We start from the raw sequence: 23,888 nt of genomic DNA, 5'->3' as shown, positions 1-23,888 counted from the left end.
AACATTTTTTATAGCGCAGAACAGCGGGATCGAACAGCGGAAAACAGCGGTGGGTCAGGCGGGGTGATGGAATGCAGACCGGCAGGACGGCAAAGCATCCCGCCGGTCTGTTGAGCGGGATTAGTGGAACGGGAACAGATAGTTCATCCAGGCAGACATGCGCAGTAATATCTTGCGCATGATCGCCACATGGTGGGCGTGCTCACTGTAGATGGCCGCCTGACCGAATGCACCGCCGGGTACCAGATGACGATAGGCGTCGAAGGCCGGATCGGTGATCTGAATCTGAACCGGAATGCGCCCTGCCTGGTTGTTGTCCGTCATGAGATTGCCACTGGGCTGTATCTGACCTTCTGCTGTCACCGGCAGTACACTGAGCACCTTGCCACTGAAGACCTGGCCGGGAATACCGTCAAACGCGATTTCCGCTTCTTCATTCGCCTGCAGTCTGAGCAGACTGTTCTGGCGAAACCAGCCGGCGAAGATGTCCTCCTCGTGGTGAACAAACACCATCACTGGCCGCAGTGGCAGGCTGACTGCCATCATGCCGGGATGCAGAAAAAGTTGGGTAACATAGCCATTGGTGGGGGCCCGCACCACGGTTTCATCCAGGTTATCCTGCGCCGCCAGCAGTTGGGCGGTCAGGTCGTCCACTTTGGCTTGAGCCAGATCCTGATTGCGGCGCGGACCGGCACCGCTCTTGGCCAGTTGTGTGGCCCGTGCCAGATCTTCCCGGGCGGATGTCAGTTCGGCGGTGATGGATTCCACTTTCGCCCTGTACTGCACGTCATCGATGCGAAACAATACGTCGCCTTTTTGCACCGGGGTGTTGGCGCGGACGGTAACGTCCGTCACCCGGCCGGAGACAGTGGGAACGATGGGGGTGGTGGCCACGTACTTGCGCACCCGCTCTGAGTAGGGGTGATTGTAATTCATGGCGGTAACCAGGGTGCCGATGATGACCACCCCACCCAGCACGGCGCTGGGTACGGTCCATTTGTTGACGGGCACCCTGAACACTTTGAAGATAAACAGGCAGATGGCACCATAGGTAAGGATCAGCAGCATTTCCATCAGTCGCGTACTCCTGTTTCCGGGGTGGTGCTTTCCTGTGGTGGCTGTTCCAGTTGCAGCAGGCGCTGGTTTAGCTGTGCCAGTTGCTGCTCCAGGGCTTCTATGTGCTGCCGGCTGTCACGTCCATCCTGAAACCCCCAGCCTCGATCCGAGCGATACAGCGTGGCCCAGATCCAGAGAAAAGGCCAGATCACGTGTAACGTCAGTAGGCTGATCCAACCTGCCACGTGAATGGCATCCTGATGCGGATGGTGGCGGTGTTTGGCGATTTCATAGGGAATGTCGTGAATGGCAATAATGCCATAGAACAACACCACCGCCACGAACAGCAGTATGGCCAGGGCGACATATTCCAGCATAGGGGATGCTCCGCTTCAGGATCAGGCTAAAGGATAGATTGGTTTATCTTTGGATTCACAGATCCAGCGTGCCCACAATTTTTTGTCATTGCCTTCCTGTAGGTCGACAAAGTTGCGACTGCGCAGATACTTGTCGGAATGATAAGGCTGCAGCATGGAGATCTCAATGCTGTGATCTTCGTTCATGTACTCCTTGCAATCATTGGTTACCGCCATGATGCCGAGCCAGGCGATGCGGCTGGGGGCTGGGTGTACGATGCCGGAGGACACAATCTGATGAATGCGTTGCCCGTTACCGCGGCGGTCATTGATCACCCCCAGGCATCCGATGTGCACGTCGCCCGATAGAATCACCGTCTTACCGCCGCGCTTTTCATGGTTGGCCAGCAGGCGCATGATCAGGCGGGCCCGTTCACCCTGGTGTTCCTTGGCGCGCCAATGGTCTTTCAGGTCATCGGTGAGTTCTTCTTCCCAGGGGGTAACGTCGAGCACGGATTCACTGAAAGAAAAGTCACGGTACACCACGGGCACTGCAGACAGCAGTAATAGATGGCCGTCGGTGGCGCGGGTGTTCAGGTAATCAATCAGGTCAGCCCACTGCTGTTTGCTCATCACCTGTTCCAGGGTACGTTCACCCCGGTTGTCCATGGCCACAATGTGATAACCACGAAACTTGAAGCCCAGGGCATAGTGGCCGGCGGCGATGTTGAGCAGGCTTTTGTTCTGCTGGGAGCGAATCTGGAACAGTTCAAAATAGTGTTTGGCGATGCTGAAAATACCCTGGAATACATGGCAGTTCTGCAGGTCATCGGGGTAGCTGCCCCAGCCGTCAAAAATGTCGTGGTCATCCCACATCATGACGCTGGGTATGCTGGCGAACACTTCCGCCATATCCGGATCGCTCCAGCGGGAGCGGTACAGATCGTCGTAGAAGCGTTCAACCTGCTGTGCCATAGTTTTGGTAAAGGTGGTGCGCTTTGATGTTTTCTTGCTTCGGGACAGTTTGCCCCAGGTTTTCAGGCTGGGCACGCTGCCCCACATTTCGTCGGCATAGAGTTGATCCCCGCCCATCAGCAGCAGGGAATAGGGTTCCTCCTGATGGCAACGTTTCAGGCGCTCCCACAATGCGTAGGGGGTATCGGTTTTGTTGACCAGGTCCGCACTGGAAAAACCATTACAGGAAGCGTAGGCAAAGCGGGGTTTTTCATCGGCGGCCGGCACGTAAAAGGTCCAGTCATGTTGACCTTGGGCGTTAACGGCCTGATCGCCGTTCAAGTTAACATGATAGCGTACCAGCTTGGCGCTGCTGTGAGGCGCTTCGGTGTGTTCCGCTCGCCAGAAAAAACTGCTGCCGGTCTCGCCCACTTTACTGGCGGCGCGGCTGTGTCCATTGAGGTTTACCTGGGCTTCGGTTACCGATTTATCGGTGCTGAAGCAGATGGTGTATAACGCGTCGGATTCCAGGCCCAGTAATGGCCCCACCTGAATTTTGGCGCTCATGTTATCCCCTGATCTTATAAAGTAATCGTACCTGAATGTGGGCTACCGATAGTGTCGGTTATCGATAGAACTCAGGTGCATGTTTGATGTCGGCATTTTGTTCTTTGTCGTGCTGTATCCACAGTTGCGCACCACTGCTTTGTACCAGTTGTTCGATTTGCTCCATGCTGTGCAGTGTCTGTTGCTTGTCGAAGTTAAAGGCCGGAACGCGGCGCTGTTCGCGGTTGCTGGTGAAGTGGTACAGATCCCCGGACAGAATAATGCGCCCGCTTTGGGGCAGATCCAGATACAGTAACTGATGGCCCGGGGTGTGCCCCGGCGTGCTTTTGATAACGACACGGCCATCGCCGAATACATCGTAATCACCCTGCAGGCGTTTGCTGTTGTTTGCGTTGAATCCGCTGTAGCTGTCCGGATCGAAACCGTATTGGTGGGCGTTGTCGCCAAAGGCTGCGGTGAACTCCGCCTCCTGGATCAACAGGGTGGCGTTGGAAAACCAGTTGGCGTTGCCCGTGTGGTCCGAGTGAAAGTGGGATATGCCCAGCCATTCGATTTCTTCGGGTGTGACGCCGATGGACTTTAACTGATCCTGCAACGGCTCGGTCACGCTCATGTGAAAGGCGCCGTCCATAAACTCGACACCGTCGGGGCCGAAATGATCGGGCAGGCCGGTGTCCCAGAACAGATCCCCCTGTGGGTGACGAATCAGGTAACAGCTGTTGGTCAGTTGTTTGCTCTGCCCCTGGTTGACGCCGGGGGAAAACAGGGACACATCCCGTGATTCGATATTACCGCAGTGGAACACGTACAATGTGATGTCGGACTCTTGGGTGGGTTGGGTGGCACAGGCGCTCAAGCCCAGCACGGCGGCTGCACTGATCCACAACGCGGCCAGAACGGCGCTTGGAGTTTTTTGCTTCATAATCATTCCCTGATGGGGTTCAACTTTATCTTGCTTCAGCTTATTAATCTTGGTTCAGCTTAATAGTGGGGTGGTTTTTCATCGACCTCTGCACCGGGTTGCGATTGCATTAGATCCTGCACTTTGCCCAATAAAAGCTGCACGGTTTTTTCCAGCTTGTCGATCTGTTGCTGCTGGCGGTAGATGATGTCGCTCAATTCCTGAATGGTATCATCCTGAAATGCCATGCGGGTTTCAATGTCGATAATTTTTTCTTGCATGATGGTTCACACCTCTTGATTGAGCGTGGTTTTCAAAACACGGATTTTAGAAGTTGTTGCAGGGCGCGCCAACGGTTGATGAGCAGCGCCAGAAAAATCAATGAGCAGCCGATGAGTTGCTGGAGCGTCATGGTTTCCGCAAACCAGAATACCGCCAACAGGGATGCCCATAAGGGCTCCAGCACCATGATCACCGCGGCGTGGCTGGCGCTGGCCATGGACTGGGCATAGGCCTGGATCAGAAAGCGGGCGGAGCTGGCCAACAGCACGCTGGCCAGAATCCAGCCCCAGGTGTGCGTGTCGATCAGGGGGGGCCAGGGTTCCCGCAGCATGGCAACACAGAGTGCCACCAGCCCCACGGTGGTCAGCTGTATGGCGGTAAGGGCAAAGGCGGGAATGTTCACCAGGGCCCGGCTGATCAGGTTAAAGTGTACGGCAAACATGACAGCGGCCACCATAAACAGCACCTGGGCCTGTTCAAAGCGGAAACCGTTGTTAAGCGACAGGCAGGCCAGGCCCGACACCGCCACCGGCAGTGCCAGCCAGGTACTGCCTTCCGGTGTGTCACGAAATATCAGAGTGGCCACCACCGGTACCAGGACCACACCCAGACTGGTAATGAATGCGCCTTCCCCCACGTGATCACTCTGGAACAGGCCGTTGATCCAGCACATCAGGGCCACGGCGAACAACAGCCCCATAGCCAGCGACAGGCGCCACTGGGGCCGGCTCATGCGGGTGAGTTGGGGCAGACACAGGGCACCCAGCAACAGGCCCGCCAACAAAAAACGAATACCCAGAAATGACAGCGGCGCCACCCCCTGCAGGGCCTCCTTGGAAAAAATCCAGCCCCCTGCCGCCAGCAGGGTCACCAGCAGCAGTAACAGGTCGGAGAGCAGGGTTTTATCGATTTTCATTGGGGTTATCTGCCGCGGGTGGATTGTTGCTGCAGGCTGCGCTGCAAGCGCTGTGCGATCGGAGGCCAGTCATCATCAATGATGCTGAAATACACCGAATCCCGAACATAGCCCTCCCGCACCACCATGTGTTTACGGAACACCCCTTCCCGTGTGGCACCCAGGCGGGCAATGGCCCGCTGCGAGCGTTCATTGCGGCGGTCGCACTTCAGCTCCACCCGCAGTGCCTGCAGGCTGTCAAAGGCATGGCGCAGCAGGCAGAATTTGGCGGCGGTATTGACATGGCTGCGTTGAAAATCCCGCCCCAGCCAGGTGTAGCCGATCTCCAGGCTGCGATGGGCGGGGCGAATGTTAAGCAGTCGGGTACTGCCTGCAAGGCACCCACTGACCTGATCCCGAATGGCAAAACCAATCTGTTCGCCCAGCTCCGCCAGTGCCTGCGCTTCCTCCAGCCAGCATCGGGTGTCGGCCAATGAAGTGAATTCGCTACGCGGCATATAGCGCCAGTCCTCAACCTGCTGACCAATGCTGTAGAGCGCCGCAGCGTGTTCAGCGGTCAGGGGTTCCAGGCGCACTCCGTAGCCTTCCAGTACCAGGGGGCGGACGGTCAATGCCATGATACAGACTCCTTGTGTCGGCGTGAGGCAGAAGGGGGCATACAGTACCACAGTCCTTGGCGGCCGTGCTTGATTTCCAATTGAGCAATGCCCTAAGCTGCCGGGGTCTCTCACTTGAACCCTGAGCAGTATGGATATTGATCTTCTCAAGACGTTTCTGGAAGTAAACAAAACCCGCCATTTTGGCCGTGCCGCCGACAATCTGTATCTGACACCGGCCGCGGTCAGTGCCCGGGTGCGGCAACTGGAGCAGATTCTGGGGGTGGAATTGTTTCTCCGCACACGCAACAACATACAGTTGACTCTGGAGGGGGAGCGCCTGCTGCCCCACGCGGAAACCATGTTGCTGTCCTGGTCGCGGGCGTTGCAGGATGTGGCGTTAAAAAGTGATCAGGGCCTGCAGGTTAATGTGGGCACCACCCACAGCCTGTGGAGTTTTGGTTTGCACCAGCAGTTGTCCAAACTGTTTCAGCTGCTGCCGAAAACGGCGCTGCGCGCTATTTCCCACCCCTCGGATCTGTTAACCCGGATGTTGGTGGAGCGTACCCTGGATGTGGCGTTTCTGCTGGAACCGACAACGCTGGCGGATTTTCAGGCCGAAAAAATCGGTCAGGTGAAGCTGGTGTTGGTGAGCAACGAGCCTGACCGCAATCACAAAACCGCGTTTCAGTCCGGTTATGTGTATGTGGATTGGGGGGTGTCGTTTGAGATGTTTCACGCCAAGCGCTTTGGCGATCTGCCCAAACCGGTGCTGCATACCAACATGGGGGCCATTGCCCTGGATTACCTGCAGCATGAGCAGGGTGCCGCCTACCTGCCTCACAGCGTGCTGGAGCTTGAGTACCAGCGGCCCTTATATCAGGTGCAGGGCGCGCCGACGTTTTCACGCCCCCTGTATGCGGTGTATCGGACCTCCAGTGATCGCAAGGCTATTGTGGAGGAGGTGGTGCATCTGTTGCAGCCGCTAGCGGTCTGACCGGGTCGTTGCGGACACCTAGTCCAGCCAGGACATATCCAGGTCGTCTATCTGTGAGCGCAGGCGTTTCATTTCCATACGGTCTTCCAGTTTGCGGCGGATATCCAGTTTCTGCTTGCGTGTCAGCTGCACATCATCCAGCGTGGTGTCTTCCACGCTGTCGTCTTCGAAGATATCGTCATCCCAGTCAGTAGTGGCCGATTGGCTCATGGCTAACCTCAATCAACATTTGATAAATCCGGTCAATGGGGCGCAGGCGGATTCAGCCGCTGCGAACATGCGCATTAGAAAACACCGCCGCGCCCGGTGGACAGCAAAAAATATTTGATATGAGATTAACGGAATTTGAATAAAGTTATGGCTCAGAAACCGGTTTGGCTGTAGACGCAATCGTCTACGAATACGGTTTTGTCTTCCCCTTCCATGCCGGACTCCCGCGCCCACTGCTCACACTGGCTGCGCACTTCTTTTACCTGGGTTGCCTGATAACTGTCCATTTGCGGCTCTTCGTAGGCGGGTTCCTCGTAAGCCGGCTCCTGATAGGGCTGCTCATAGGGTTCTTCCTGGTAGGTTGCTTCGCCGTATTCTTCCTCTTGCACGTAGCTGTCCTGATAGGGTTCTTCAACGTACTGTTCTTCAACATAGTCTTCGTTGGCGCAGGCGATATTCACATTAAACAGCATGGCCATTGCGGCCAGCATCGCTGTGGCGGAAAGTTTGAACGTCACTGGAAAGCTCCCGGGGTACAGTGTTGGTCTCATTTTGGACGCTGCCCCCCGGGATGTGTATCAAAAAACCTGATTCGTGGTGACTAAAAAATTTTGATGTAAGGCGCTGCCGTCAGCCGTTTGATTTCTCCACCGGGCGGTACCAGTGGGCCCACCAGGAGAAGGCAGAGACCCCGCGGGTTTGTATCCAGACCTTACCCTTACCCTTGAACCGGCAGACAAAACCCTCACCGGAGAAGAACAGGGATTTGTAGCCCCCCACTTTGCTGATGCTGTAATCGAGGCCGTCGGTGAAGGCAACAATGTTGCCGGTATCCACCACGTAGTCGTCTTCCACATCAATCTCGATCAGTGCGCCGTAGGTGTTGAACCAGAGGTCACCCTGACCGCTGGCCCGGATCAGAAACAGATTCTCGCCGGAGAAAAAACCCTTGGTAAAACCCTGCCATTTGGTTTCGATTTCAACGCCCATGGTGGAGGCTACAAAGGCCGAGTTCTGCAGGTAGACGATGTTGTTGTCCAGGTACAGGTGCGTCATGTCGCCGGGTGACCCGGGGGCGATGCCGATTTCCGCCGGACCCCCTTCGGCGGTGAACTCATTGATAAAAATGGATTCGCCGCTGAGGAAACGGCTGAATCCACCCCGCAGTTTGGTTTTCATTTTGACGTGGGTATCCATGGTGGCCATGGAGGACGCTTCCACTTTGAGGGTTTCGTTGGCTGGTATGCTCACCGTCAGAAACGCGTAGTCCGGCCGGCCTTCAATGCTGAACTGGTAGCCGCGGGGGTCCGGCGCCTGGGTTTCCAGCTGAGGGGAAGTGGACGGCGGGGAGCCCTGGGCAGCCGGTCCGCTGTCACTGACCGGTTCCGGCTCATCGAAACTGAGCGGGCTCTCGCTGCCGGGCAGGGGCGGATCAATGACGGCAATGGCGCCAATCTGCTCCAGCGCTTTTTGGAATTTGGCGGCGGTTTGTTCATCCACCCCTTTTTTAATGGTGACATTACCCTTGTCGAAAATGGCGTTGGCTTTTTGCTCATCAATATTGGCCATTTTAGCAAATGCTTGAATTACGGTTTCCCGCTGCGCGTAGGGGCTGATTTCACCGGTCACATTGACGTTGTACGTGCTCATAATGCCTCCTATACGCGTCGTGGGCGCAGGCCGGTGGTAAGGGCCTGACCGAAACTGATGGGGTTATGGGATTGGCACCAGACGGTACCCTGGCCACTGAATTTGCACACCAGGCCTTCGCCGCCGAACATGGAGTGAAACCAGCTGGAGCCGGCCTTGGTGATACTGAAATTCAGGGTCTCGTTGAAGGCGACGATGTGTCCGGTGTCAACGATGTATTCCCCGTTGACCTGTACCGGGTAGATGGCGCCGAACGAGGAAACCACCACTTTGCCTTTTCCTTTCAGGTTGACCCAGAACACGCTCTCGCCGGAGAACACGGATTTGAAGCCCTGCCAGCCCAGATCGATGTCCACGTCATGCTCGCAGGCCAAAAACGAACTGCCTTGCACGATCAAACTGTCCTGATCCAGCTCCATTACTTCCATGTCGCCGGCCAGGGCGGTGCCCAGCCACACTTCACCGGGGCCGTTTTTGGGTTCAAAGTGATTGAGGAACAGGGATTCGCCAGCCACCATGCGCTTGATGGCTTTCATCAGACCGCCGCTCTTTTTCTTGTGCGTGGTGGTGGTGATGTCCATGTTGCCGCTCATGGCAATCATGGCGCCGGATTCGGCGGTGCAGATTTCCCCGGGTTGCAACACCACTTTGGCCGCCGTATTACCGGGGCGGTTCACCAGTTCAATGTCCATGGTTGTGCTCCTTATGGCAAGCGCGGGTTGATCCAGCTGGTAATGCCGGCGATGCTGCGGGATTGAATCACAATCTTGCCCTTGCCCACCACACGGGTGACCAGGCCTTCGCCGCCAAACAGGCTGGAGAAAATGCCGCCGGCCAGTTGCAGTTTCAATTTGATGCCGGGCTCATAGGCCACCAGGTGGCTGGTGTCGACAATGTATTCGCCGTCCACTTCCCGGTCCAAAAGTGCGCCAAAGGCACCGTACCAGACTTTGCCCTTGCCGCTCACGGCGATGCGAAACAAGCCTTCGCGGGCAATCCAGGAAATGAAACCGGCAAATTTAACCCCCACTTTGACACCTTTAGTGCAGGCCAGAAACGCTCCGGGCTGCATGTAGAGGGTCTCGTCATTCAGCGTCAGTTCACGGACCTCCCCCGGGGTGGGTTGGACAATGGTCATGCGGCGGGTGCCGTCTGTTTGATTGCTGAAATCGTTGATAAACAGGGTTTCGCCACCCAGAAACTTGCGCATTAGGCCCACCAGGAACCCACCGTTGAAGCGTGAGCGCAGTTCCAGATCAGCGTCCATGCTGGACATGGCGTCGGATTCCGTGGTGATGGACTCGCCGGGCTCCAGTTCCACGTCGATATAAGAGAAGGCCGGCTGGCCCTTGATTTCCGTTTTCATGATTATGTTTGGTCCTCTTCGGCAACGAACAGTTTGACCCGTTCCTTTAGTGCATCAAATTCGTTTTGCAGATCCCGCTCCCGCTGATGGGGCAGAGCGTCTATGCGCTGGCGCAAATTCTCGATGCGCTCATCCGTGGCCGGATGGGTGCTGAGAAACTGTAACGTAGACTCCACCGTTTCCGAGTTGTCTTCACCGGCTATCTCCTGCATTTTTTCCTGCTCCAATGCCCGCAGCTTTTCAAAAAAGGTAACCAGCCCCACGGGGTTGATGGCGGCCCGGTGCAGCAGTGCCAGGCCTTTCTCATCGGCATCGGATTCGAAGCCACGGGAATAGCTTTGATTGATCAGAAAGGGGGCGGCGTCGGCCACCACGGCCATCAGCCCACTCATATCCCCCAGCATAGCGTTGACGGTGAGATACACTCCGGCGGTGCCCATGATATTACGCACACTGTGCTGCTCGGTAACATGGGCAATTTCGTGGGCCACCACGCCGAGCATTTCTGCGGCGGAATCCGCTTTCAGTATCAGTCCGCTATTGATTACTATGTAGCCGCCCGGCAGCGCAAAGGCGTTAACCTGTTCATCGCGGCTGATATGAAAACGGTACTGGTAGCGATCCGTTTCAATATTGTCCAGCAGCGGTTGCACCAGGGGCGTAAGCAGCTGGTCGGTGTCCTCCTGCTCCAAGAATTCCTGCCCCAGGGTGTACTGTTCAAACACGGTTTCCCCCAGGGAGGTTTCCCATTCCGCTGGAATATGGGGGGCCAGCACACCGGTAATGCTGTCCATGAACAGTATAATGCACAGGGGAACGGCAACCAGCAGGGCGCCGACGGAGCCGAAAATTCCCCAGGCCAGCCGTTTGGTGTTGCGGGCCTTTTTTACCTGCTGCTGCACCTGCGGGTCATTTTGCAGCGCCGGGTGTTTAAGGATGCTGAGATCCGATGTGTACAGGTTCCAGTCCCCATGGCTGGGGTGGCTGATAAACAGCAGGCGGTCGCTGGCTCCTCCCAGTTTGAATTGCGCCCCGCGCAGGCTGAAGCGTACGTTGCCCTGTTCATTGTGAAACTGTATGTGGGCGTCGGTCAGCGTGATGTTACCGGAGGCCTTGCCATTCTTGAAGCGCTCGTGAAAGGCGTGGCCCGCAAAGGTGGACTGAGTCATGCCCGTTAACCTTTCAAGTCAGGCAGTGGGCGCAGCAGGCTGCGCACAATGTATTGGAAACGTTGCTCCTGCTGTTCAGCGCTAAGCTCCTGGGAGGTAAACACCTGCACCACCGCCCGCCAGTTGGTGCTGAAACTGTTGGGGTCCACCAGCATCAGCAGCAGACTGCCTTTTTCGTAGTTCTGGTTGCGTGCCACCAGGCCCGGTTCAAAGCCCAGCACATCCCGCAATTGTTGTTCATTCAATTCGTTACCCAACACGATCAGGCCGTGAATCAGGTAATCCGGTTGTTGGCCCGGGTGAGTAAAGGCATAGCCTTTGGCCACCAGCTGGCTGTCGATCTTGGCTTTGAGATCATCCACCATCTGTTGCGGTACCGGCACCCCCTCCGGTGCATGCACGGTAATACTGTCGCGCCAGGCCACGGTATCGCCGGGCTTGGGCTGGAATTCCGGGTTGCTGGTGGAGACCACGGACGCTTGCCGCAGTACGGGATTGATCTTGCTCACCGGCTCCTCCGTGACACAGCCCCCGGTCGACAGGCTGGCGAGCAGGGTGATGGTGGCTAGCGTGATGGCGGAGCAGGAAATCCGCGGCAAGGCGACATTCAGCATGGTGGTCCTCATCGTCAAAAGTGGCCGTGCAATCGATGGCGTGGCCCGGCAGTGGTATGATACGGGTCTTATTGCTGATTTATGTAGGAAATATCCCATCAGCCTGACCGGTTAAAGAGAGTCTAGCATGTTGAAATATAGAATTATTCCTGTGACCCCGTTTGAACAGAACTGTTCCCTGATCTGGTGTGATGAAACCATGCAAGGCGCGGTGGTGGACCCCGGCGGCGATCTGGACCGGATTGACGCCGCAGTGCAGCAGGAAGGGGTGGAGCTGGATAAGATTCTGCTCACGCACGCTCACATTGACCACGCCGGTGGTACCGCGGATCTGGCGGATGAGCATTCCTTACCCATTATCGGCCCTCATCAGGGGGATGATTACTGGATAAAGGGCCTGCCGGAACAGGGCAAGATGTTCGGTTTTGCGGCGGCACGGGTATTCGAACCCACCCACTGGCTGCAGGACGGCGAATCCGTGCAGGTGGGCAATTGTACCCTCAGTGTACTGCATTGCCCCGGGCACACCCCGGGCCATGTGGTGTTTTTTGATCCGGTGAGCCAGCTGGCCATCGTGGGGGACGTGTTGTTTAACGGATCCATTGGCCGCACCGACTTTCCCGGTGGTGATCACGCCACTTTGATCCGTTCCATTCGAGAGAAGCTGTTCAGTCTGGGGGACGACATTGAATTCATCCCCGGCCATGGCCCCATGTCTACTTTTGGTTATGAGAAGAAGACGAATCCGTTTGTGAGAGGTCAGTGGGGCTAGGGCCATTCAGTGGTGCCAGATCCCGTTGCGGATCCTGTTGTGGATTCTCCAGAAAATTGAGCAGTATCCGCCGGTAACGGGGATGGCCAAAGGTGGCTATATGAGGCCCGTGACTGGTGACCCAGAACTTGGGTTGCGCTGCCCGCTGGTACACCGTTTGGCCCTGCTCATAGGGTACCACCTGATCCTCGGGGCTGTGCATGAACAGTAGCGGGATGGGGTTGAAGTTGGCCACGTGATCCTTGGGGTTGTAGTCAGTGGGCATAAACAATGGCACGATGAACTGCAACGGCCAGGTGATGATATTGCGGTTGAGCACATCCCGGGTGATGTCGCGGTGCCCGGCGAACACGGCATCCAGTACCACCGCTTCGTAAATGCGTTGCTCCGGTGGCAGTTGGCTGAAGTAAAAACTGGAGATGGACGCCCCCAGGCTTTGCCCCAGTATATAGACGGGTAGCTGTTGTTCAGATGCATACTGTTCCAGCCAACCGTACATGGCCTCTACATCCAGAAACACGTCGGGTATGGCCGGCGAACCTTGCGATTGTCCATAGCCCCGATAGTCCATCAGTAGAACCTCATATCCCTGTTCCGGCAACCAGTAGACACTGGCAATGTGGGTGCTGATGTTCTCGGCGTTGCCATGCAGAAAAAACACGATGCCCTTGGGATGGTCCGCATGCAGCAGCCAGCCGTGGATGTCGACGTTATCGCGGGTGGTCACGGTCACATCGTCGTAGCGGATGTTCGCATCCGATGGCGAATGGATCAGCTCCTTCATCGGATAGAAAAAGTAACCGGTGCAACCGTTCATGAGCAGTACCATCAGGACAGCCAGTGTGCCGTAGAAAAGGGTTCTAGAAATAGTGACGGAATTCCAGGCTGAATTCATCAAAACGGGTGTCCACTTGTTTTTGATGGGAGGCAGATAATCGTACGGCATTATCCCGGCCGATGGGAATATTCTGGATCAGCTGATGCTGATAACGCTCCAGCCCATCCGTGTATTGATAGAAACTGGATTCCAGTTGCAGGGTGCCCAGGGGCAGATAGATGAGGCTACCGGCCAACGCACCCAGCCCCGGCCCCCAGTTGTGATCCAACAATGCATTGTACTCCAGCCGTGCCATGGCCATACCATACACCAACACCTGATCGCCCAATCCATAGGTGACACCGGCCCCGCCATGCACCTGTGCGGCCAGATCGTCATCCGAGTCACTGTAGATTCGCTCCAGGCCGGCTTTTACCCGCCAGGTGATGGGGTTTAGAAACAACGTGCGCGGGGCATGGGAGTTGATGTCCACCACATTCAATTGCTCAATCTGAATGGAATCGGATTCCCGTTTACGCAGCCGCAGTTCGCCGATGTTGATGGCGGCCCCATCCAGATAGCCGGCGCGGTTATCCGCCAGATCGTGATAGCTCAGTCGCATGCGCAAATCCGCAAATCCGGTATCGGCCTGTTCGCCGCCGGTCAGCCCGACCAATAATGTTTTGTGGCCCTCTTCCGGTGGCACCGCGGGTGTTGGCGGGGTGGTTTTTTTCAAGGGCAGGCGGCTCACGGCTTTCAGCAGATCCAGGCTGTATTGGGCCATAGCCGGAGTGCGGGGATTTTCCAGCTCCAGGTAACGCAGGTATTCGTAAGCAGCGGAATAGATTCGGGCGCGCGCAGCCGGGTCCAGTTCGGTCAACCGGGGATCATCCGGTTGCATCCTGCGGTGGGCCAGCTGCCAGGCCAGCAATTGATGGCCATCACTGAGCCGGTTGACGTCGTGCTCCAGCAGGGTCGCCACAGAGGGGCGATAGGTTACCGACGCCACAAAGCCTCCGTCAATCACCGCCCGCACCGTATCAATGGGAATGGCCCGGGCGCCGAATTCGTCACGCAGGGATGTGCCGGGGCGGGCAACTTCCAGTAGCTCCAGTAAGCGATAAGAGCAGTTTTCATCAAAGAAGTAATAGTCAAAGATGACGTCCCGCAATTCCCATAGGTGAGAGATCATGGTGCGGGTTTCCGCGGGGGTCAGGTTCAGATTGTATTCCCACAGGTCGCGGTTTTCGATGCGGCTGTATTCCTTGATCTTCTCGTAGTAGCGAATAACACTGAAAAATCCGGGATAGCCACCAAACAATCCCTTGTAAGCGTAGAGGAGGGAGTTGTCGTCTGAATTCAGTTCCGCGCCAAAATTGATGGCATAGGAAAGCCAGGTGGAGCCGGTTTCAACATTGGCCGGGTCTACCCGCAGAAAGGTGTGGCCAAACATGGACGAAGGGCTGTTCAGGTAGGACGAAGCGAAGATCAGGCTGATGCTATGGGGCTTCAGCGTGTTCATCCATTGATTGAATTCGGGGCATTGTTGTTGCGTTAAGGGGGGCAGCGGTAATTTCAGTTGCTCATGCAGAAACTGCCAGCGGGCCGGGAAGCGGCACATGGCATGCTGGTTGAGCTGTTCTTCCCCGGGCTCGGTGAGCGCTGCATAGAACGCGGCGAGGGTGGCTTTCAATTCTGCTACAGGATTGTGTTTGCCATCAGCGGCAAGAAAAAAACGCGCATCATCCACCTGGCTTTCGACGCGGTGCCCGCTGAATCCAGGTTCATAGTGCAGCAGGCGATGCCATTGCGGGCTGGCTGCCAGCGTCTGGATCTGTTGATCATCCGTGGTGATGGTGGCAGCAAAACAGGGATGAGTCAGAAATAAAGAGAGCAGCCAGAATACTGCGGCAAGGCGCTTCAAAAGAATCATGTTGGCGGGAGAAGTTTGTGATTATTATTGAAAATAAAAAGGGGGCGAGGCCCCCTTTTTGCAGCAAGGCCTGATTAGGCTACGTACTTGGACAGACGCTCGTCAGCTTTCATCACGCTTACGATGTTGTTCAGTACATCTTCTGCAGTGGTGTCTGCAGAAACAAAGATGCTGGAGAAATTGGCGTGGACTGCATCAGCAAAATGCGCGCGATCTTCCGGGGCGATACCCATGGACACGGCAACGGCAGTCATCGCTTCACCTTCGCCTTTGGCTGCATCAGCCACAAACTCATCCATGACCTGAGTCAGGTTAACCAGTGACTGGCCACCGTAAGTCAATGTGCCGTTGGAAGAGCAGCCGTTGGTACCGGAAGTCATACCGAACGTTGCGTTACCGGTGGTGCCGTTCGTCCATGAAGCCAGGAAGTGAGGACCCAGGCCGCTCTGGCCTTCAAAAAGCATGTTGCCCCAACCGCAGTCCGGGCCACCAGGCGCTTCGGCCATGGCGATGGAAGTTGAACCCAAAAGTACTGCGCCGATTAATAGCTTCTTCATATCCATTGATCTCCAGATTGTTAGTTTTGGTATGTCTCGGTATCCGTATCGGTACTGCACCGTAAACAATAACACACCCGATATTGATCGAAACATAATTGTAAGTAAAGGATATTTGGGAAAAAAGTCCAATGCAGATCGGTGTGATGTTACTGCGTCGGAATGGAGTAGGTGATGGTGACGTGGGCTACAGATTGATCAACTCCTTCGCTGTAGAGTAGAACGTCGCCCACTGCCAGACGCGCACCCATTTTCAGAATGCGGGCTTCTGCGCGCAGTTTTCCCGGGGCGGGTTTGCGATAGAAATTGATGTTGAGGTTGGTGGTCACCGCCAGCGCCACTTTGCCGATATTACCCAGAATGGCAACGTACATTGCCGCATCCGCCAGCGCCATCATGGTGGGCCCGGATACGGTTCCGCCCGGGCGCAAGTGGCGTACATCAGTGGCCAGTTCCAAGATGGCGCCCTCTTTATCAAGATGTACGATGCTGGCATCAAACTGCGGAAAGATATCTGCCAGGTACTGCTGTACCTGGCTGGCACTGAGTGTGCTGGCTGTCATAAAGTCATACCTGCGGTTTGGCCCGTTGAATAATGGCTTCGCAATCCACACCCCGGGGAATGGTGCCGTACATCTGATGACTGCCCTGTTGCAGGCGGGTTTCGCAGAACCCGTTGGCCACTGTTTCGTTGTCGGCGCGCAACAGTACACTGGCCTGCAGGGACAGTGCCAGCTGTTCCACCAGCGCGCGTGCGCGGAATTCAACATCGGTCAGATCAGCAAACTGTTGTTTGGTGGCATGCACGAAACCATCAAAGGTTTTGTTGAGCCCTCTGGCTTCATCAATCTCAGCGAATAATGCTTCCAGCGAACCGGGGGTACGGCTCATGGCGCGCAGCATGTCCAGGCATTGAACATTGCCGCTGCCTTCCCAAATCGCATTCACGGGGGCTTCCCGGTACAGGCGCGGCATGATGCTGTCCTCCATGACGGCGCTGCCACCGATGCATTCCATGGCTTCATAGGCGTGGCCTGGAGCGCGTTTGCAGATCCAGTATTTGCCGATGGCGGTACCGATGCGGGCCAGCAGTTGCTCATGCTCATCCTGCGGATTATCCAGTGCGCGGGCCATGCGCATGGTGAGTGCCAGAGAGGCTTCACTTTCAATGGCCAGGTCCGCCAGTACGTTCTGCATCAAGGGCTGATCCGTGAGTAATTTGCCGAATGCCTTGCGCTGGCTGCAATGGTGCAGAATCTGACTCATGGCCTGGCGCATGCCGGAGGAAGAGCCGATCATGCAGTCGAAGCGGGTCAACGCCACCATCTCGAGAATATTGGCAACGCCGCGGCCTTCCTCACCCACCAGCCAGCCCATGGCGCCTCGCAACTCCGTTTCGGAAGACGCATTGGACACATTACCCATTTTGTTTTTCAGTTGTTGAATCTGCAGGGGGTTTTTGCTGCCGTCCGGGCGCCAGCGCGGCACCAGAAAACAGGAAATCCCGCCCTCTGCCTGCGCCAGAACCAGGAATGCGTCACACATGGGTGCCGACACAAAATATTTGTGTCCCACCAACTCATAGATTTCGCCACCGCCCCGCTGCCCAATAGGATAGGCGCGGGTGCTGTTGGCACGCACATCGGAGCCGCCCTGTTTTTCTGTCATGGCCATGCCAATGGTCACACCGCTTTTCTCAGGGGCGGGCACATTGCGCGGATCGTAACTGCGGCTGGTGATGAGGGGCTCCCAGATTCGGGCGAGGGAAGGTTGCTTGCGGATGGTGGGGATGGCGGCGAAGGTCATGGTAATGGGGCAACCGTGGCCGGCTTCCACCTGCGATTGCAGATAGAACAATGCGGCACGATACAGGTTCTTGCCGGGGCGCTGGTCGGTCCAGGGGCCGCTGTGAATGCCGTTGACGATGGCGGTCTCCATCAGCTTGTGATACGCCGGATGAAATTCGATTTGATCCACTCGCCTGCCATAGCGGTCGTGGCTGCGGAACTCCGGTTTGACTTTGTTGGCCTGAAAGCCCCATTGGATCACTTCGGCGGAACCGGTGAGCTGGCCGAAGGCGGTGAGCTCCACCTGGGATTGGGCTGCGCCCTCCCGCTGCACCGCTTCCTGCAAAGCCACATCGGCCAGGTAAGGGTTGTAGTTTTCCAGTGGCTGGGGCTGGTTCTCCACTTCATGGGTGACTGCTTGCATGGATTCGGCCATGGGCGTGTGCGCAGAGTTCATACGATGTGCTCCGGTTTGACCACTGCGCGCAGACAAAAGGCAACGATTTGCTGGCAGTGGGATTGGGTTAATGGCGTGGTATCGGTGTTGGCGTCATGGCGGGCCTGCTGTAACGGAATGATCACCGTTTCGGCCATGGCACCCACCAAAGCGGTGGCACACAGGGTCTCCGGTTGCGGAATGAATTCGCCCTGCTCAATGCCCAGCCTGATGAGGGTCGAAAAACTCTCGGCCCAGTGCGCCCGATAGATGAGCCGGGTCTGTTCCAGCTCCGGGTCAACGGGTTCGGCAATCAGCGCGTAGGCCAGGGTGGGGTTTTGCAAGGCGCGCTGGATAAAGCATTCCAATGAGCTGCGCAGGCGCTGGGTAGCAGAGTGTGCCGTGGTGCCCGCCTGGCTGACAGCATCGATTTCCCGCTGTGTGGCCTGTTCAAAAACTGCTACGCAAAGCTCTGATTTTGAAGGAAAATAGCGGTATACCGTGCCGGTTGCGATGGCGCTGCAGCGGGCCGCCTCGGCAATGGATAGCCCGCGAAACCCTGCCAGTGAGACCAGCTTTTTGGATTCCTTCAATAGCCGTTCCCGGGTTTGGGCTTTGCGGTTTTCGGTGAATTCGGTTGCGCGGTACACCATGATATGAACCTGTATTCATTTCTTGGCTCCAGTTAAGCACGATCCCGGTTGTGGGTCAACTTAACCGTTATCGCGGTTCAGGTTTTGGGTGAAATCCGGCAGCTCGAAATTGACCTGATTGCGGCCATTGGCTTTGGATTTATACAGTGCGTTGTCGGCTGCGGTAATGAACTTGTCCACATCGTGATGTCGCTCCGGAATGCAGGCACTGACCCCGATGCTGGCGGTGACCATCACTTGCTGTCCCGCAACGTCAAACTCAATGGCACGAATGGCCTCGCAGACCTGTTCCGCCACCTGCAAGGCCCCGGTTTGGTCGGTGTTGGGCAGCAGCACGCAGAACTCCTCGCCGCCGTAACGGGCCACCACGTCGTTGTCACGCAGCGCGCACTGACCGATGGTTTGGGCAACTTCCCGCAGGCAATCATCCCCCACCAGATGGCCGTGGGTATCGTTGAACTGCTTGAAGTGATCAATGTCGATGAGCAGGGCCGCAACCGGCACCTTTTCCCGGCGGGCCCGTGAGAACTCCCGTTCCAGGGCTCGGTTCAGATAACGCCGGTTGCGGATACCGGTTAAACCATCGGTGTAGGTCAGCTCTTCCAACCGCTGATTGGCAATTTCCAGTTCATGGGTGCGTTCGCGGACTTTATGCTCCAGTGTCTCGGTGGCCTGACGCTGTACCGTCAACGCCGCGGCTTGGGCTTCTCTGGCCTCCCGTTCGTGCCTGAGAGCCTGCTCCTGTGCCTTGCGTGCGTTCTTTTCCTGTTGCAGCGCTTCGGCTTGTGCCAGTCGTGCAACACGCTCATTCTCAAGGGCATGCAATTGTGCTTCAAAACGCCGTCGTTTTTCGATGTTGAGGCGGTCCGCCAGGGCAAAGGAGAGCAGGATGACTTCCATACCGGAACCGAACTGGGTGGCGTTTTCGGTCAGAAAGTTACGTGGGATGACATCAAATTTGTTGAGTGCCAGCACAACACCGCCAATTAAAAACGTGAACCAGGAGATGCAGTAGTACTTGGCCGAAGAATCCCCCGATACCCAGCGATACATCCCCACACCAATGGCCAGCGTGATGCCGATCACCGCCCAGGCAATGACCACGGCAATCATTGTGCGATAGTCGAAGAGCAGTGTACCTGCCGTAATGAAGGCACTGACCACCACCACCAAGGTGCCGAGGTGATGAATGCGCGGAAACGTTTCCTCTATGCGTAAGAAACGAATGGTGAACAGGGCGGCGAACAGCACCACGCAGGAGAGGAAGAAGACAATGCTCTGATCATTCCACCAGGTGTTGTTGGGCCAGAGATACTGGAATGAAATGCCGCTCAAACTGGAAAAAAACAGGGATATACTGGCTACATACAGGACGTAGTACAGGTAGTTGGATTCCCGTACCGAGAAAAACACAAACAGGTTGTACAGCACCATGACACCCATGGTGCCGAAATAAATGCCCAGCCCCAGCATCTCACTTTGGGTGTTGTGCAGCAGGCTTTCATTGCGCCACAGGAAGATGGGTACCTGCATGGAACTGGTGCTTTGCACCCGCAGGTAAATGGTGGCAGCGGCATCCGCGGTCAGGGTCAGAGGGATGATAAAGTTGCGGTGATCCACGGGGCGGTCGTGGAAGGGGCGTTTATCGCCCAGCTCAAGCAACACGGTTTCCTGTTGCGAGTGCTCGATATAGACATCCACGTAGTCCAGCACAGTGTAGCCGACTTCGATTTTGGTTTCCTGGTTGTTGTTGGTGGTGTTTTGCAGTTGAAAGCGAAACCAGTACACATCGTCTGTGTAACCAAAGTTCAGGTTTTCCCGGTCGCGCGGTGCTTGGCGCCAGGCGCTGTCGGCAGTTTGCCGAATTTCTTCAAATGACAGGGTGTGAGCGGAATCGGGCAGGTATTCCAGATAGGGGAGCAGGTTGATGCGGTCGGTTTGATCCGACACCATCAAAGCCTGTTCCGAACGGGCAAAGGTACTGATCAGGCACAGTAGGATCAGCAGTGATGTGTTGAAAAACTTATTCAAAAACAACCCTTTCTCTAGTACTGCCAAGTGTGATGGGCAAGTTGATTGCAGCCATACTGTACAGTTTAGACGGTGCTGCCGGGAAAACGTGTCCGGTTTCAAATAATAACAAAATGGACTTAGGTAATACGTTCTGTTACGGGCGCTTACTTCACCAGCGCTGCAATATTATTTTCATCTCCCAGATCCTGGATAATGATGCGGTTGCGACCGCTTTCCTTGGCGCGATACAGGCTTTGGTCTGCCTGGTGCAGAATGGCTTCTGCCAGGTGCGGCCGGGTGGGGACGCCCGTTACCATGCCGCCGGAAATCGTCACAATGTCGCTGATTTCAGAGGCGTTATGGGGTACGGCGAGCTGGTCGATGCTGCGCTTGGTTTTTTCGGCAAAGGTACGCGCTTCATTGGGTGCCGCGTCAAACCACATCAGCAGAAATTCCTCGCCCCCGTAGCGGCCCGCGAAATCCAGTGGCCGTTGACAGTTCCTGGCCAGGGCCGTTGCCACTTTTACCAGGCAGTCATCCCCCTTCAGGTGTCCGTAAAGATCATTGAAATACTTGAAAAAATCCACGTCGACCAGCATGAGGGTAATGGTTTTCTGCTCGCGATAGGCATACTCCGTCAAGTGCGTCAGTTTTTGATTGAGGGCGCCGCGGTTGAAGAGCCCGGTCAATGGATCAGTCTTGGCCAGGCACTTCAGGGCACCTCGCTGCAGAAACGAAATCCGCACCTGATATTCCAGTGTGTAGGCACTGACCCCACCAATGAGGCAGGTGGCAAAAATAAAAAAGTACTGGTGCAGTTTGTACTGGTAAGGCACCAGATAAATTTCGCTGAGCAGCATGTAGCTGAGAGCAATAATGATGATGCAGGCCAGAGACTGGCGGAAATACATGCCCCCCAGAAAGAAGGCCACCATGATCAGAAGCATGGCGCCTTCATAGGGTGCGAACAGCCCGGCCTGCAGCCCGTAGACAACCTGAATGTTGGTGGTTATGCCGATAAACGTAATGATAAAAAAACTGAACACGGAAAAGTAACGGCGCAGGTTTTCGCGAAAGGTGAACAACAGCGCAACCACCAGAATGGGGATGGTGATCCAGACTCGGGCGATTAGATAAAAGGTGAGGATGTCTCCATCAAGGTGCGCGATATCCAGTGGGATCAGCAGCAACAGCAGGATGATGCCCACCATGATCGCACCGCGCTGTTTAACGACGTTGCGAGCGTGAAAAAAACTGCGGAACTCTGATTCCAGCTCACCTGTAAAGGAGAGAGATTTAAATCCTTTTTTGAGTTGCCGATCGTATTTTTGCAGATCCCAGTCTAACTCTGGCATTTCACCGACACACTAGATTGATTAGCTCAAGTATAGCAACTAATTAATCTGTAAAGCGAAACGCTGCCGGTTCAGATAACCCGGGTTACTGAAACAGGGTCAGGGCAGCTTCGCGACTAGCCTGATTAGCCTGGGCATCCAGTGCGCTGGCAGGTTGCTCATTGAGTTGCTGTTGCAGTTGCACCGCAGCGGCTTCCGCCTGCTCCTGGCTGGAGATTGAATTGCTCTGGTCTGAGGCTGGAAAAGCGGTGTCTCCCTGTACTGCCTCGAGGCCCGCCTGTTGCGCCTGCCCCAGGCTCTCCACTACTTGGCTGCGTTGCAGTTGCAGCTCGCTTACCGGGTTGCTGCTGCTGAAACGATCTTCGGCTGCTGGCCGCTGGGTTTCATTCTGGCGCTGAACCTCAACCTCGTCACGGGATTCTTTTTCCGTAACGGTTTTGGGTTGAATCAACGTTGTAGAACTGTTGCTGTTAATGGGTTCCATAACAAAGCCTACGCAAGCATCGCAAATGAACCTTCAACATAGTTAATCTCTGAGGTGGCGTCCAATAACCTGCGGTTGCAAGAGACAGGATTAATATGCGAATAGGTCAATCTGTATGCTGGTTTGGCCATTTCGTGGTTAAGACATCTTTGTTCAGTGGGCGCCGGGATGCGGTGCCTATGGTGTGGATTCCGGAACAGAAATTTGCCGGTTAGTGACCCGGGAAAAACTGATGGAAGCCAGCAATGGAGCAAGCAGGACACGAGTGCGATGGGCTCACGAACCAATCCACTCTCTTGATTATTATGAAACCTGTGTTCAGTTAATGTGGGTTCGTAAGCTACTTGTGTTAGGCAGCAAGCAAAACCGCTTCTACACGCTGGATCAGGTGGCGGATCAACTGCATATGTCGGTGCGAACCCTTACCCGCCGGCAGAGTGAATAGCCGCAGGGTTCCGTCTGCAAGGCGAATCCCAGAGTGTTTTCTTTCATGGTATGATTCCGCCTCAATTAAATCGAACGACTTAAATAATAACGAGGGAAGCATGATCTGGCATCACATTGAAAAGGGTCACGGACGTCCCCTAATCCTGTTGCACGGAATTGGCATGAACAGCGAGGCCTGGGCGCCGGTCATGGACCGCCTGGCCATCCAGCGGCGGGTCATCGCGTTTGATATCCCCGGATTCGGAAAGACACCGGGAATTGAGGGGCGTGAACCGGATTCCGCTGCCATGGTGGAAAGCCTGGGGCAGAGTCTGCGCAAGATGGGTATCGACGAACCGGTGGATATGGTGGGTAATTCTTTGGGGGGGCGGATTATTCTGGATGCCGCCGCCGACGGGTTGGCGCGCAGTATCGTGGGTATATCCCCTGCCGGCCTGTGGCGTGAAACCGGCCCCGGTCACATCGAGCCCATGTTTGGCGCCATGCGCAAGGTGTATCAGGCCATGCCGGCGGTGGCCGACCGCTTGTTGAAAACCACGGTGGGTCGTACCGTGATCATGGCCGGTGCGGTGTCGGCGCGGGGCTGGAAAATGCCGGCCCATGAGGCCATTCGATCCGCCCGCATGTTTGCCGATTCCCATCATTTCGAGCCGATCTTTGAAGCCTTCCGGCCACCCTTTACCCGGGCCGGCGACATCAGCGTACCCTGCACCATCGCTTTTGGTGACTTGGATATGGTGTTCCCGGTGGGCACCCGCGACAAGACCCGCGCTCCGGCCCACACCCGTTGGGTGCGGCTGCCCGGCTGTGGCCATGTGCCCATGTGGGATCACCCTGAGCTGGTCAGCCATGTCATCATGCAGGGCACCCACTGAGCCTGCTGAAAATCCCCTGAAATCCTGTGCTCCCCCTGTCTATGTAGAAGGCTCTAATTGCATGACAGTCAGGGAGCGCCATGTCTTTCGCCGCCAATCACAGTCGTTTTGCCTTTCAGATTCCA

At 55.9% G+C, this 23,888-nt stretch carries 26 protein-coding genes; 3 read left to right on the top strand and 23 right to left on the bottom strand.

The window, feature by feature from the left end; all coding sequences use genetic code 11:
• Positions 1 to 120: 120 nt before the first annotated feature.
• From D9N13_RS00205 to D9N13_RS00175, 7 genes are read right to left on the bottom strand one after another with little or no spacing between them, the layout of a single operon-like run.
• Entirely contained in the window at positions 121 to 1,074 is a 954-nt protein-coding gene (locus D9N13_RS00205; RefSeq protein WP_290584494.1) for an HlyD family secretion protein, read from the bottom strand.
• Positions 1,074 to 1,433, bottom strand: a complete 360-nt coding sequence (locus D9N13_RS00200; RefSeq protein WP_290584493.1) for a DUF3302 domain-containing protein — start codon at positions 1,431 to 1,433, stop codon at positions 1,074 to 1,076. The genes D9N13_RS00205 and D9N13_RS00200 overlap by 1 nt, the downstream gene beginning before the upstream one ends.
• 21 nt (positions 1,434 to 1,454) lie before the next feature.
• Positions 1,455 to 2,933 (bottom strand): alkaline phosphatase D family protein, encoded by a 1,479-nt coding sequence (locus tag D9N13_RS00195; protein WP_290584492.1) that lies wholly within the window; start codon positions 2,931 to 2,933, stop codon positions 1,455 to 1,457.
• Positions 2,934 to 2,991: 58 nt separating this feature from the next.
• On the bottom strand, positions 2,992 to 3,855 hold the full coding sequence (locus tag D9N13_RS00190) for an N-acyl homoserine lactonase family protein (RefSeq protein ID WP_290584491.1): 864 nt from the start codon (positions 3,853 to 3,855) through the stop codon (positions 2,992 to 2,994).
• Positions 3,856 to 3,914: 59 nt separating this feature from the next.
• A complete protein-coding gene (locus D9N13_RS00185) occupies positions 3,915 to 4,115 on the bottom strand; it encodes a SlyX family protein (RefSeq protein WP_290584490.1) in 201 nt (66 codons plus the stop codon).
• 32 nt (positions 4,116 to 4,147) lie between these two features.
• Positions 4,148 to 5,032 carry a DMT family transporter gene (locus D9N13_RS00180; protein ID WP_290584489.1) on the bottom strand — a complete coding sequence of 295 codons (885 nt, stop codon included), beginning with the start codon at positions 5,030 to 5,032 and terminating at the stop codon, positions 4,148 to 4,150.
• A gap of 5 nt (positions 5,033 to 5,037) precedes the next feature.
• On the bottom strand, positions 5,038 to 5,649 hold the full coding sequence (locus D9N13_RS00175; RefSeq protein ID WP_290584488.1) for a GNAT family N-acetyltransferase: 612 nt from the start codon (positions 5,647 to 5,649) through the stop codon (positions 5,038 to 5,040).
• 130 nt (positions 5,650 to 5,779) lie between these two features.
• Here D9N13_RS00175 and D9N13_RS00170 point away from each other — a divergent pair, with 130 nt between their 5' ends.
• Positions 5,780 to 6,625: a LysR family transcriptional regulator gene (locus tag D9N13_RS00170; protein WP_290584487.1), complete on the top strand. Its 846-nt coding sequence runs from the start codon at positions 5,780 to 5,782 to the stop codon at positions 6,623 to 6,625.
• An 18-nt stretch (positions 6,626 to 6,643) separates the two neighbouring features.
• On the opposite strand, the gene D9N13_RS00165 is transcribed toward D9N13_RS00170, so the two are convergent.
• From D9N13_RS00165 to D9N13_RS00135, 7 genes are all read right to left on the bottom strand, one after another.
• Positions 6,644 to 6,835 carry a PA3496 family putative envelope integrity protein gene (locus tag D9N13_RS00165; RefSeq protein ID WP_290584486.1) on the bottom strand — a complete coding sequence of 64 codons (192 nt, stop codon included), beginning with the start codon at positions 6,833 to 6,835 and terminating at the stop codon, positions 6,644 to 6,646.
• Between the two features lie 152 nt (positions 6,836 to 6,987).
• Positions 6,988 to 7,353, bottom strand: coding sequence for a hypothetical protein (locus tag D9N13_RS00160; protein WP_290584485.1), 366 nt, complete (start codon positions 7,351 to 7,353; stop codon positions 6,988 to 6,990).
• Between the two features lie 112 nt (positions 7,354 to 7,465).
• A complete protein-coding gene (locus D9N13_RS00155; protein ID WP_290584484.1) occupies positions 7,466 to 8,485 on the bottom strand; it encodes a TIGR00266 family protein in 1,020 nt (339 codons plus the stop codon).
• Positions 8,486 to 8,493: 8 nt separating this feature from the next.
• Complete coding sequence (locus tag D9N13_RS00150) at positions 8,494 to 9,177, bottom strand: TIGR00266 family protein (RefSeq protein ID WP_290584483.1); 684 nt, start codon at positions 9,175 to 9,177, stop codon at positions 8,494 to 8,496.
• Positions 9,178 to 9,188: 11 nt separating this feature from the next.
• Positions 9,189 to 9,851 carry a TIGR00266 family protein gene (locus D9N13_RS00145; protein ID WP_290584482.1) on the bottom strand — a complete coding sequence of 221 codons (663 nt, stop codon included), beginning with the start codon at positions 9,849 to 9,851 and terminating at the stop codon, positions 9,189 to 9,191.
• 2 nt (positions 9,852 to 9,853) lie between these two features.
• Complete coding sequence (locus D9N13_RS00140; protein ID WP_290584481.1) at positions 9,854 to 11,020, bottom strand: M48 family metallopeptidase; 1,167 nt, start codon at positions 11,018 to 11,020, stop codon at positions 9,854 to 9,856.
• Between the two features lie 5 nt (positions 11,021 to 11,025).
• Positions 11,026 to 11,634 carry a DUF4136 domain-containing protein gene (locus D9N13_RS00135; RefSeq protein ID WP_290584480.1) on the bottom strand — a complete coding sequence of 203 codons (609 nt, stop codon included), beginning with the start codon at positions 11,632 to 11,634 and terminating at the stop codon, positions 11,026 to 11,028.
• Between the two features lie 127 nt (positions 11,635 to 11,761).
• Between D9N13_RS00135 and D9N13_RS00130 the strand changes: the two genes are divergently transcribed.
• The gene (locus D9N13_RS00130; protein ID WP_317622441.1) at positions 11,762 to 12,406 is read left to right on the top strand and encodes an MBL fold metallo-hydrolase; all 645 of its coding nucleotides are present in this window, start codon (positions 11,762 to 11,764) and stop codon (positions 12,404 to 12,406) included.
• Here D9N13_RS00130 and D9N13_RS00125 read toward each other — a convergent pair.
• The 9 genes from D9N13_RS00125 to D9N13_RS00085 form a co-directional block, all read right to left on the bottom strand.
• Positions 12,351 to 13,223 (bottom strand): alpha/beta hydrolase, encoded by an 873-nt coding sequence (locus D9N13_RS00125; protein WP_290584479.1) that lies wholly within the window; start codon positions 13,221 to 13,223, stop codon positions 12,351 to 12,353. The two genes, D9N13_RS00130 and D9N13_RS00125, sit on opposite strands and share 56 nt — an antisense overlap.
• A 43-nt stretch (positions 13,224 to 13,266) precedes the next feature.
• Entirely contained in the window at positions 13,267 to 15,147 is a 1,881-nt protein-coding gene (locus D9N13_RS00120; protein WP_290584478.1) for a DUF4105 domain-containing protein, read from the bottom strand.
• Between the two features lie 83 nt (positions 15,148 to 15,230).
• Entirely contained in the window at positions 15,231 to 15,713 is a 483-nt protein-coding gene (locus tag D9N13_RS00115; protein WP_290584477.1) for a DUF3015 domain-containing protein, read from the bottom strand.
• A gap of 149 nt (positions 15,714 to 15,862) precedes the next feature.
• On the bottom strand, positions 15,863 to 16,276 hold the full coding sequence (locus tag D9N13_RS00110) for a PaaI family thioesterase (RefSeq protein ID WP_290584476.1): 414 nt from the start codon (positions 16,274 to 16,276) through the stop codon (positions 15,863 to 15,865).
• Between the two features lie 4 nt (positions 16,277 to 16,280).
• A complete protein-coding gene (locus D9N13_RS00105; RefSeq protein ID WP_290584475.1) occupies positions 16,281 to 17,957 on the bottom strand; it encodes an isovaleryl-CoA dehydrogenase in 1,677 nt (558 codons plus the stop codon).
• Positions 17,954 to 18,589, bottom strand: a complete 636-nt coding sequence (locus D9N13_RS00100) for a TetR/AcrR family transcriptional regulator (RefSeq protein ID WP_290584474.1) — start codon at positions 18,587 to 18,589, stop codon at positions 17,954 to 17,956. Before D9N13_RS00100 ends, D9N13_RS00105 begins: the two co-directional genes overlap by 4 nt.
• A 60-nt stretch (positions 18,590 to 18,649) precedes the next feature.
• On the bottom strand, positions 18,650 to 20,620 hold the full coding sequence (locus tag D9N13_RS00095; protein ID WP_290584473.1) for a 7TM diverse intracellular signaling domain-containing protein: 1,971 nt from the start codon (positions 20,618 to 20,620) through the stop codon (positions 18,650 to 18,652).
• 146 nt (positions 20,621 to 20,766) lie between these two features.
• A complete protein-coding gene (locus D9N13_RS00090) occupies positions 20,767 to 21,957 on the bottom strand; it encodes a diguanylate cyclase (RefSeq protein ID WP_290584472.1) in 1,191 nt (396 codons plus the stop codon).
• Between the two features lie 85 nt (positions 21,958 to 22,042).
• Positions 22,043 to 22,441, bottom strand: a complete 399-nt coding sequence (locus tag D9N13_RS00085) for a hypothetical protein (RefSeq protein ID WP_290584471.1) — start codon at positions 22,439 to 22,441, stop codon at positions 22,043 to 22,045.
• A 545-nt stretch (positions 22,442 to 22,986) separates the two neighbouring features.
• On the opposite strand from D9N13_RS00085, the gene D9N13_RS00080 reads away from it, so the two are divergent.
• Entirely contained in the window at positions 22,987 to 23,763 is a 777-nt protein-coding gene (locus tag D9N13_RS00080; RefSeq protein WP_290584470.1) for an alpha/beta fold hydrolase, read from the top strand.
• Positions 23,764 to 23,888: the final 125 nt, after the last annotated feature.

Source organism: Ketobacter sp. GenoA1 (assembly GCF_003671475.1).
Classification (GTDB): domain Bacteria; phylum Pseudomonadota; class Gammaproteobacteria; order Pseudomonadales; family Ketobacteraceae; genus Ketobacter.
Note: the sequence above shows the minus strand (reverse complement) of the source record. Positions and strands in the feature narration are given on the sequence as shown.

Coding starts and splice junctions, on each gene's coding strand:
- D9N13_RS00205 (WP_290584494.1), bottom strand. CDS start 1,074: ATGGAAATGCTGCTGATCCTTACCTATGGTGCCATCTGCCTGTTTATC.
- D9N13_RS00200 (WP_290584493.1), bottom strand. CDS start 1,433: ATGCTGGAATATGTCGCCCTGGCCATACTGCTGTTCGTGGCGGTGGTG.
- D9N13_RS00195 (WP_290584492.1), bottom strand. CDS start 2,933: ATGAGCGCCAAAATTCAGGTGGGGCCATTACTGGGCCTGGAATCCGAC.
- D9N13_RS00190 (WP_290584491.1), bottom strand. CDS start 3,855: ATGAAGCAAAAAACTCCAAGCGCCGTTCTGGCCGCGTTGTGGATCAGT.
- D9N13_RS00185 (WP_290584490.1), bottom strand. CDS start 4,115: ATGCAAGAAAAAATTATCGACATTGAAACCCGCATGGCATTTCAGGAT.
- D9N13_RS00180 (WP_290584489.1), bottom strand. CDS start 5,032: ATGAAAATCGATAAAACCCTGCTCTCCGACCTGTTACTGCTGCTGGTG.
- D9N13_RS00175 (WP_290584488.1), bottom strand. CDS start 5,649: ATGGCATTGACCGTCCGCCCCCTGGTACTGGAAGGCTACGGAGTGCGC.
- D9N13_RS00170 (WP_290584487.1), top strand. CDS start 5,780: ATGGATATTGATCTTCTCAAGACGTTTCTGGAAGTAAACAAAACCCGC.
- D9N13_RS00165 (WP_290584486.1), bottom strand. CDS start 6,835: ATGAGCCAATCGGCCACTACTGACTGGGATGACGATATCTTCGAAGAC.
- D9N13_RS00155 (WP_290584484.1), bottom strand. CDS start 8,485: ATGAGCACGTACAACGTCAATGTGACCGGTGAAATCAGCCCCTACGCG.
- D9N13_RS00150 (WP_290584483.1), bottom strand. CDS start 9,177: ATGGACATTGAACTGGTGAACCGCCCCGGTAATACGGCGGCCAAAGTG.
- D9N13_RS00145 (WP_290584482.1), bottom strand. CDS start 9,851: ATGAAAACGGAAATCAAGGGCCAGCCGGCCTTCTCTTATATCGACGTG.
- D9N13_RS00140 (WP_290584481.1), bottom strand. CDS start 11,020: ATGACTCAGTCCACCTTTGCGGGCCACGCCTTTCACGAGCGCTTCAAG.
- D9N13_RS00135 (WP_290584480.1), bottom strand. CDS start 11,634: ATGCTGAATGTCGCCTTGCCGCGGATTTCCTGCTCCGCCATCACGCTA.
- D9N13_RS00130 (WP_317622441.1), top strand. CDS start 11,762: ATGTTGAAATATAGAATTATTCCTGTGACCCCGTTTGAACAGAACTGT.
- D9N13_RS00125 (WP_290584479.1), bottom strand. CDS start 13,223: ATGAACGGTTGCACCGGTTACTTTTTCTATCCGATGAAGGAGCTGATC.
- D9N13_RS00115 (WP_290584477.1), bottom strand. CDS start 15,713: ATGAAGAAGCTATTAATCGGCGCAGTACTTTTGGGTTCAACTTCCATC.
- D9N13_RS00110 (WP_290584476.1), bottom strand. CDS start 16,276: ATGACAGCCAGCACACTCAGTGCCAGCCAGGTACAGCAGTACCTGGCA.
- D9N13_RS00105 (WP_290584475.1), bottom strand. CDS start 17,957: ATGAACTCTGCGCACACGCCCATGGCCGAATCCATGCAAGCAGTCACC.
- D9N13_RS00100 (WP_290584474.1), bottom strand. CDS start 18,589: ATGGTGTACCGCGCAACCGAATTCACCGAAAACCGCAAAGCCCAAACC.
- D9N13_RS00090 (WP_290584472.1), bottom strand. CDS start 21,957: ATGCCAGAGTTAGACTGGGATCTGCAAAAATACGATCGGCAACTCAAA.
- D9N13_RS00085 (WP_290584471.1), bottom strand. CDS start 22,441: ATGGAACCCATTAACAGCAACAGTTCTACAACGTTGATTCAACCCAAA.
- D9N13_RS00080 (WP_290584470.1), top strand. CDS start 22,987: ATGATCTGGCATCACATTGAAAAGGGTCACGGACGTCCCCTAATCCTG.